2 protein-coding genes are annotated in these 7,978 nt (G+C 75.7%); both read right to left on the bottom strand.

The features are described from left to right. Nucleotides 1-1,437, bottom strand: a 1,437-nt coding sequence (locus B124_RS36515) for a condensation domain-containing protein (RefSeq protein ID WP_496507327.1), incomplete at its 3' end; no start/stop codon positions are given. Between the two features lie 13 nt (nucleotides 1,438-1,450). Next, nucleotides 1,451-7,978, bottom strand: a 6,528-nt coding sequence (locus tag B124_RS36510; RefSeq protein ID WP_496507326.1) for an amino acid adenylation domain-containing protein, incomplete at its 5' end; no start/stop codon positions are given.

Below are 7,978 nucleotides of genomic sequence, written 5' to 3'. Positions count from 1 at the left end.
CCGCACCGCCACCGCACCCGGCGCCCGCCGCACCCACGCCCCGAACCGGTCCAGCACCGACCCCGAAGGCACCGCCAACTCCGTGGCATTCCACCCCGACACCACCGACGCCCGCTCCCCAGGCGACAGCACCTCCACCTCACCCACCCGCACCGACGGATCCGCCACCACCTGCTCCAGCACCCGCACCACGCGTCCGAAGATCTCCGTGGCCATGTCGCGGTCGAACAGGTCCGGCCGGTAGTCGAGTTTGCAGCGCAGCCGGTCCCCGGCCGGAGTCACGACCAGCGTGAGCGGGTAGTGCGCCGCGTCCCGGGACGTGCCCGACGGCCGGATCGTCAGCGCCTCGGGCTCGGAAGCCGCCGCGGGCGGCGGGGGGAAGCTCTCGTAGAGCACCAGCGTGTCGAAGACCGCGCCGGGGCCCGCGAGGCGCTGCACCTCCGGCAGTCCGAGGTGCTGGTGCGCCATCAGCTCCGACTGGCGCCGCTGCAGGTCGGCCAGCAGTTCCAGCACCGGTTGTCCGCCGTCCAGCTTCACCCGCACCGGCAGGGTGTTGAGCAGGAGGCCCACCATCGACTCGACACCGGCCAGCTCCGCGGGCCGCCCGGCTGCCGTGGCGCCGAAGACGACGTCGGTGCGGCGCGCCAGCCTGGCCAGGACGAGCGACCAGGCGCCCTGCACCACGGTGTTGAGGGTCAGGCCCTCCGCGCGGGCCAGGTCCCGCAGGCCCTTCGTGACGTGTTCCGGGACGTCACCGATGACGTGTTCGGGGAAGACTGCCGCCCGGGTCGGGTCGGCGGGGGCGACGAGCGTCGGCTCGTCCGCGCCCGCCAGTTCGGCCTGCCAGGCGTCGCGCGCCGCGTCCTTGTCCTGACGGCCCAGCCACGCCAGATACCTGCTGTACGACGGCACGCGCTTCAGCCGCGAGGCGTCGCCCCCGGCGGCGTAGACGGCGGACAGCTCGGTGAGCAGGACCGGCATCGACCAGCCGTCCATGAGGATGTGATGGAACGTCATCACCAGCCGCTGCCGGTTCTCCCCGAGGCGTACGAGCAGGAAGCGCATCAGCGGTGCGTTCGCCAGGTCGATCCCCTCGGCGAGCCGGCGCGCCGTGAGCCGGTCCAGCTCGGCACGGGCGTCGTCCTCGCTGAGCCCCGACAGGTCCTCCTCCTGCCACGGCAGTTCCACGTCGCGCGCGATGACCTGCACCATCTTCGCTCCGCTGACCTGCCGGAAGCAGGCGCGCAGTGCCGCGTGCCGGGCGAGCAGCGCCTGCCACGACTTCTTCAGCCGCCCGGGGTCGAGCGGCCCATCAACGTCCAGGGCGGACTGCACGGTGTACACGTCGGGGCCGGTGCCGGCGAGCGCCGCGTGGAAGAGCATGCCTTCCTGCAGCGGCGACAGCGGCCACACGTCCTCGACCAGGGATCGGCTCATCGCACTCTCCTCATCAGCGGCTTCGTGCCGGTCGGCCCGGCTGGGACTGCTCGTCGGCGAACGCCGCTTCGAGCTCTTCGATCTGGTTCTGAGCGAGGTCGAGCAGGGGGAAGTCGGAGGGGGTGTGGCCGCCGGCTGCCGGGGTCTCGGTGTGCGCGGCGAGGCCGGCCAGCAGCTCCAGCCAGGCCGCGCCCAGCCGTTCGGCGTCCGCGTCGTCCAGCAGCCCGCCGGCCCACGACAGNGTGANCNNCAGCTCGGGGCCNGCNGGNNNNTCNNGGACGNCNGCGCNCGCCTCCAGCGCGTGNGCCANNGGCANGCCGGGGGCGNCGGANCCGCCGACCGCCCTCTCGCCGACCGGCTGCCAGGCGCGTACGGACGTGGAGGGCGCGGCGGCGGGGAAGCGGCCGAGGTAGTTGAAGCCGATCTGCGCCTGCGGCAGCGCCGCCATCGCCTCTTCTGTCCCGGCGTTGAGATAACGCAGCAGCCCGTGGCCCAGACCGTCACCGGGGACCGCCTGCGCCTGCTCCTTGACGGACTTCAGCAGTTCGCCGGCCGCGGCGCCCCCGGCCCGTACGCCGTCGAGGTCGATGCCCGCGGTCCGCAGCCGCAGCGGGTGGACGCCGGTGAACCAGCCCACCGTCCGCGTCAGATCGAGGTCGCCGACGGGCTCGCGGCCGTGCCCCTCGATGTCGACGAGCACGCCGTCGTACGCGTCCGTCCGCCAGCCCGCGACCGCGCCGGCGAGCGTGGCGAGCAGCACCTCGTGCACGCCGCAGTGGAACACCGCGGGCGTACGGCCGACGAGCGTGGCCGCCTGGTCCGCGGGCACGGTCCAGGAGCGGTCGGCCAGCGTGGGCGCGGTGTCGACGGCGGGGTCGAGGGCGCGGCGGCCGAGCGGCGCTTCGGGCTCGCCGAGCAGCGCCGCCCACTGTTCCAGCTCGGCCCGCCGCCCCTCGCTCGCCGCCTCGGTCACGAGCGTGCGGGCCCAGCGGCGGAACGACACCGCGACCGGGTCGAGTACGGGCTCCTCCCCCGCGGCGGCGGCCTCGCACGCGGCCCGCAGGTCGGGCAGCAGGATCCGCCACGACACCCCGTCGACCACCAGGTGGTGCACGGCGAGCACCACGCGCCCGGCCCGCAGGGGCCCGGCGTCCAGCCACTCGGCCTGCACCATCACGCCCGCCGCGGGGTCCAGGCGCGCGACCGCCTCGCGGGCCGCGCCGTCCGCGGCCTCGTCCAGGCCGGCGTCGGGCACGTCCGCGGCGTCGATACGGGTCACCAGGCCGGCGGCGTCGGGGGTGCCGCGCTCGGCGACGACGAGGCGGGGGTCCGCCGCGTCGGACAGGTCGGTGCGGGCCCGCAGCATGTCGTGTGTGTCGAGCAGCGCACCGAGCCCCGCGGTCAGCACGTCCGCCGTGAGGTCCGCGGGGGCACCGACGACGGTCCACTGCGCGAACCGGCCGTCCGCGACGCCCTGTCCGAGCCGCCGCATGACCGGCGTCCACGGCACCTCGCCGACGCCGACGTCCGCCACCGCCGCCGCGCCGTCCGCCGCCTGCGCGACCAGGGCCAGCCGCTCCGGGGTCTTCTCCTCGAACACCTGCCGCGGCGTCAGCACATACCCCGCGCGCCGGGCCCGGGAGGCGAGCTGCATCGACGTGATCGAATCGCCGCCCAGCGCGAAGAAGCTGTCGTCGGGCCCGACCCGCTCCAGGCCCAGCACCTCGGCGAAGAGCGCGCACAGCGCCGCCTCCGCCGCCGTGCCCGGCTCGCGGGCGGAGACCAGGGCGGCGAAGTCGGGGGCGGGCAGTGCCCTGCGGTCCACCTTGCCGTGCGGGGTGAGGGGCATCCGCTCCAGCGGCACGACGGCCGCCGGCACCATGTACGCGGGGAGCAGCGCACGCACGTGGTCGCGCAGCGCGGACGGCAGTTCGCCGTCGTCGTACGGCCCGGCGGGGACGGCGTACGCGACGAGCCGGGTCTCGCCGGGCCGGTCCTGGCGGGCCACGACCGCGGCCTGGGCGACGTCCGGGTGCGTGCCGAGCGCGGCCTCGATCTCGCCGGGCTCGATGCGGTGGCCGCGGACCTTGACCTGCTCGTCGGCGCGGCCGGCGAAGACCAGTTGCCCGTCACCGGTCCAGCGCGCCAGGTCGCCGGTGCGGTACATCCGCCGGCCGGTGTCGAACGGGCAGGCCACGAACCGCTCCGCCGTCTGGTCCGCGTGCCCCAGGTAGCCGCGGGCCAGGCCCGGCCCGGCCACGTACAGCTCACCGGTGACGCCCGGGGGCACCGGCTGCAGGAACGCATCCAGCACGTAGGTGCGGACACCGGCCATCGGGCCGCCGATGGGCACAGGATCCGTGCCGGGCGTCAGCGGGGCGCTCATCGCGGCGCAGACGGTGGCCTCGGTGGGCCCGTACGCGTTGATCATCCGCCGCCCCGGCGACCAGCGGTCCACGAGCCTGGGCGGGCACGCCTCACCGGCGACGACGAGGGTTTCGAGAGTGCCGGGCAGGTCCTCGGTGACGGCCGGCACGCTCGGCGGCACCGTCACATGGGTGGCGCCGGTGGCGCGGAGGGCGTCGCCCAGGCCGACGTGGGGCGGCAGTTCGCCGGCGGTGGCCACGACGAGCGCCGCGCCCGAGAACAGGGCCGTGCACAGCTCGGAGACCGCGGCGTCGAAGCTCACCGACGCGAACTGCAGGACCCGCGACCGGGGGCCGACCGCGAAGCGGTCGATCTGCGCGCGGGCCAGGTTGCCCAGGCCGCGGTGGGAGACGACGACGCCCTTGGGACGGCCGGTGGAGCCGGAGGTGTAGATGACGTACGCGGTATGGTCCGCCGTCAGCGGTCCGCGCCGCTCGTCCTCCCGCAGCACCCCGCCGGGGAGTGCCGCGACCTCGGCGGCCACCGCCGGGTCGTCCAGCACCACGGTGCGCAGGCCCGCCGGGAGTACGTCGTACGCCGCCGACGTGCACAGAACCAGCGCGGGATTGGCGTCCCCCAGCACGAACGCCAGCCGCTCGGCCGGATAACCGGGGTCCACGGGGACGAACGCTCCCCCCGCCAGGGACACGGCGAGCAGCGCCTCGACCAGCGCCACCGACCGCTCCGCCACCACCGCCACCCGCGTCTCCGGCCCCACACCGGCCGCCACGAGATACCGGGCCAGCCGGCCCGCACGCTCCGCCACCTCCCCGTACGACAGGGCCGTTTCCCCGGCCGCCACCGCCACCGCCTCCGGCGACCGCTCCACCTGCGCGCCGAACAGTCCGGGCAGCGGCACGGCCGGCGCCGGGGGCCGGGTGCGGTTCCACTCCCCGGTCACCAGCGCGCGGCCCGCCTCGGTCACGGCCGCTACCCGGCCGACGGGTGCGCCGGGGTCGGCGGCCAGTTGCTCCAGGACGTGCGCGAAGGAGGCGAGGATGTCCTCGGCCCGGTCGCGGTCGAACACGTCGGGGCGGTAGATGAAGTCGCCCTGGATGCGCTCGCCGGGGACGGCGATCAGCGTCAGCGGGTAGTGGCCGGTGTCCTCGGTGACGCCCGCGGGGCGGATCGTGAGCGCCCCGGGAGCGGCCGGGCCTGCGGGGGGCGCCGGGTAGTTCTCGAACACCACGAGCGTGTCGAACGTACCGCCCGCGCCGGCCGCTTTCTGCACCTCCTGCAGCCCGATGTGCTGGTGCGCCATCAGCGCCACCTGCCGTCGCTGCAACTCGGCCAGCATCCCGGCCACCGGCTGCGCGCCGTCGAGCCGGACGCGCACCGGCAGGGTGTTGATGAACAGCCCGATGACCGACTCGACGCCCGGCAGCTCCGGCGGCCGGCCCGCGGCGGTGGCGCCGAACACCACGTCGTCGCGGCCCGTGAGCCGCGCGAGCACCAGCGCCCAGGCGCCCTGCACCACGGTGTTCACGGTCACCCCGTGCGCCCGTGCCAGCTCCGCCACCCCTGCGGACAACTCCGCCCCGAACTCGTAGCGCACCCGCTCCGGCAGCACCGGCGCCCGCACCGACTCCGCCGGGATGACGAGCGTCGGCTCGTCGGCCCCCGCCAGCTCCGCGCGCCACGCCGCGCGCGCCGCGTCCTGGTCCTGGCGGGCGAGCCAGCCGAGGTAGTCGGCGTACGAGGAGACGGCCGGCAGCCTGCTGCGGTCACCGGCGGCGGCGTACGCGGCGGAGACCTCGCCGATCAGCAGGGGCAGCGACCAGCCGTCCATGACGATGTGGTGGTTGCTGACCAGGAGATGGTGCCGGTCCTCGGCGAGCCGCACCAGCAGGAACCGCAGCGGCGGCGCGACGGTGAGGTCGAACCGCTCGGCGCGGTCCTCGTCCGCCAGCCGCCGCAACTCCCGCGCCGCGTCGGCCTCGGCGAGCCCGGAGAGGTCCGCCTCGCGCCAGGGCAGCGGTACATCACGGGAGATGACCTGCACGGCCTCCCCCGACGCGAGGCGGTGGAAGCTCGCCCGGAGAACGGGGTGCCGGTCGAGGACCGCCACCCAGGCGGCGCGCAGCCGGTCCGTGTCCAGCGGGCCGTCGAGCGCGAGGGCGCGGCGGCCCTCGTACACGTCGGGGCCGGTGTCGTCGAAGTCGGCGTGGAACAGCAGCCCTTGCTGCAGCGGCGACAGCGGCCACACGTCGGCCGGCACGGGCACGGCGGCTTCCAGTTCCTCCACGGCGTCCTGGGTGAGGTCGACAAGCGGGAAGTCGGAGGGGGTGTGCCCGCCAGCCGCCGGGTCCTCGGCGTGCGCGGCGAGGCCGGCGATCATCCGCAGCCAGGCGGCGCCCAGGCGGTCGGCGTCAGCGTCACCCAGCAGTCCGCCGGCCCAGGCGAGGGTCAGCGTCAGCTCGGGCCCTTCGGGCCCGTCCTGGACGACGGCCCCCGCCTCCAGCACGTGCGCCACCGGCATGTCGGGGGCGACGGAGCCGCCGACCGCGGTGTCGCCGGCAGGCTGCCAGGCGCGTAGGGACGCGGAGGGCGCCGCGGCGGGGAAGCGGCCGAGGTAGTTGAAGCCGATCTGCGCGCGCGGCAGGGCGGCCAGGGCCTGGGCGGTCCGCGGGTTGAGGTGGCGCAGCAGCTCGTACCCGAGGCCGTCACCGGGGACCGACCTCGCCTGCTCCTTCACGGTCTTCAGCAGCCGGCCGGCAGCAGCGCGCCCTTCAACGGCGTCGGCGAGGCGTACGCCGGAGACGTCGATGCGCACCGGGTGGGAGCTGGTGAACCAGCCCACCGTCCGCGACAGGTCCATGTCCCCGTCCGGCTGGCGGCCGTGGCCCTCGATGTCGATGAGCAGACCGTGGTCCGTCGTCTCCGGCCGCCAGTGGGCGACGGCCCCGGCGAGGGTCGCGAGCAGCGCCTCGTGCACGCCGGTGTGGAACGCGGCCGGTACCCGCCCGGCGACGACTGCGGCCTGGGCGGCGGGCACAGTCCACTCCCGGCGGCGCTGGGCCCCGGCGGTGTCGGCGGCCGGGTCGAGGGGGCGGTGGCCGAGGAGCGGTTCGGGGGCGCTGAGGAGGACGGTCCAGGCGTCGAGTTCGGCGGCGCGGTCATCGCTTGCCGCCTGGGCGACGAGGTCGCGTGCCCAGTGGCGGAAGGGGGTCGGTACGGGGTCGAGGGCGGGCTGCCGGCCGTGGGCGAGAGAAACGCAGGCAGCCTGGAGGTCGGGGAGGAGGATGCGCCAGGACATGCCGTCGACCACGAGGTGGTGGACGACGAGTACGAGCCGCCCGACCCGGGACGGGCCGGCGTCCAGCCAGACGACACGGACCATCGTTCCGTCCGCAGGACGCAACTTCGCGGCGGCGGCGCGGGCTTCGCGGCCGGCGAGCGCGTCGAGACCGGCGTTGCCGGCCGTGTCTGCGGTGTCGGCGGCGTCAACGGCGTCGATACGGGTGACGAGACCGGCGGGGTCGGCGGAGCCGCGCTCGGGGACGACGAGGCGGGGGTTCGCCGGATCCGAGAGATCGGCACGGGCCCGCAGCATGGCGTGCGCGTCGAGCACGGCGCCGAGGCCGCCGGTCAGTACGGAGTGGGTGAGGGACGCGGGTGCACCGACGACCGTCCACTGAGCGAAGCCGGCGTCTGCCGACCGTACGCCCTGCGCCCGCATCGCCGGTGTCCACGGCACCTCGCCGGTGTCCACGGCATCGGCCGCCGCCTCGCTCGCCCCGGCCGCCGGGGCGACGGCGGCCAGCCGCTCGGGGGTCCGCTGCTCGAAGACCTGCCGGGGGGTGAGCACGAGTCCGGCGCGGCGGGCGCGGGAGGCGAGCTGCATGGAGGTGATGGAGTCACCACCGAGAGCAAAGAAGTCGGCGTCCGCACCCACCTGTTCCAGACCCAGCACCTCGGCGAACAGCGCGCACAGCGTCTCCTCCGCCGCACCCTCGGGGGCGCGGCCGGTGGCATGTTCGGCGAGGTCGGGCGCGGGCAGGGCGGCGCGGTCGGTCTTGCCGTTGGGGGTGAGCGGCAGGGCGTCGAGGACCACGACGGTGGCGGGCACCATGTGCTCGGGGAGCCGGGTGGCGGCGAACTCCCGCAGGGCGTC

Source organism: Streptomyces sp. CNP082, assembly GCF_059570535.1.
The sequence above is the reverse complement of the archived record's forward strand: the minus strand, read 5'-3'. Positions and strand labels throughout refer to the sequence as shown.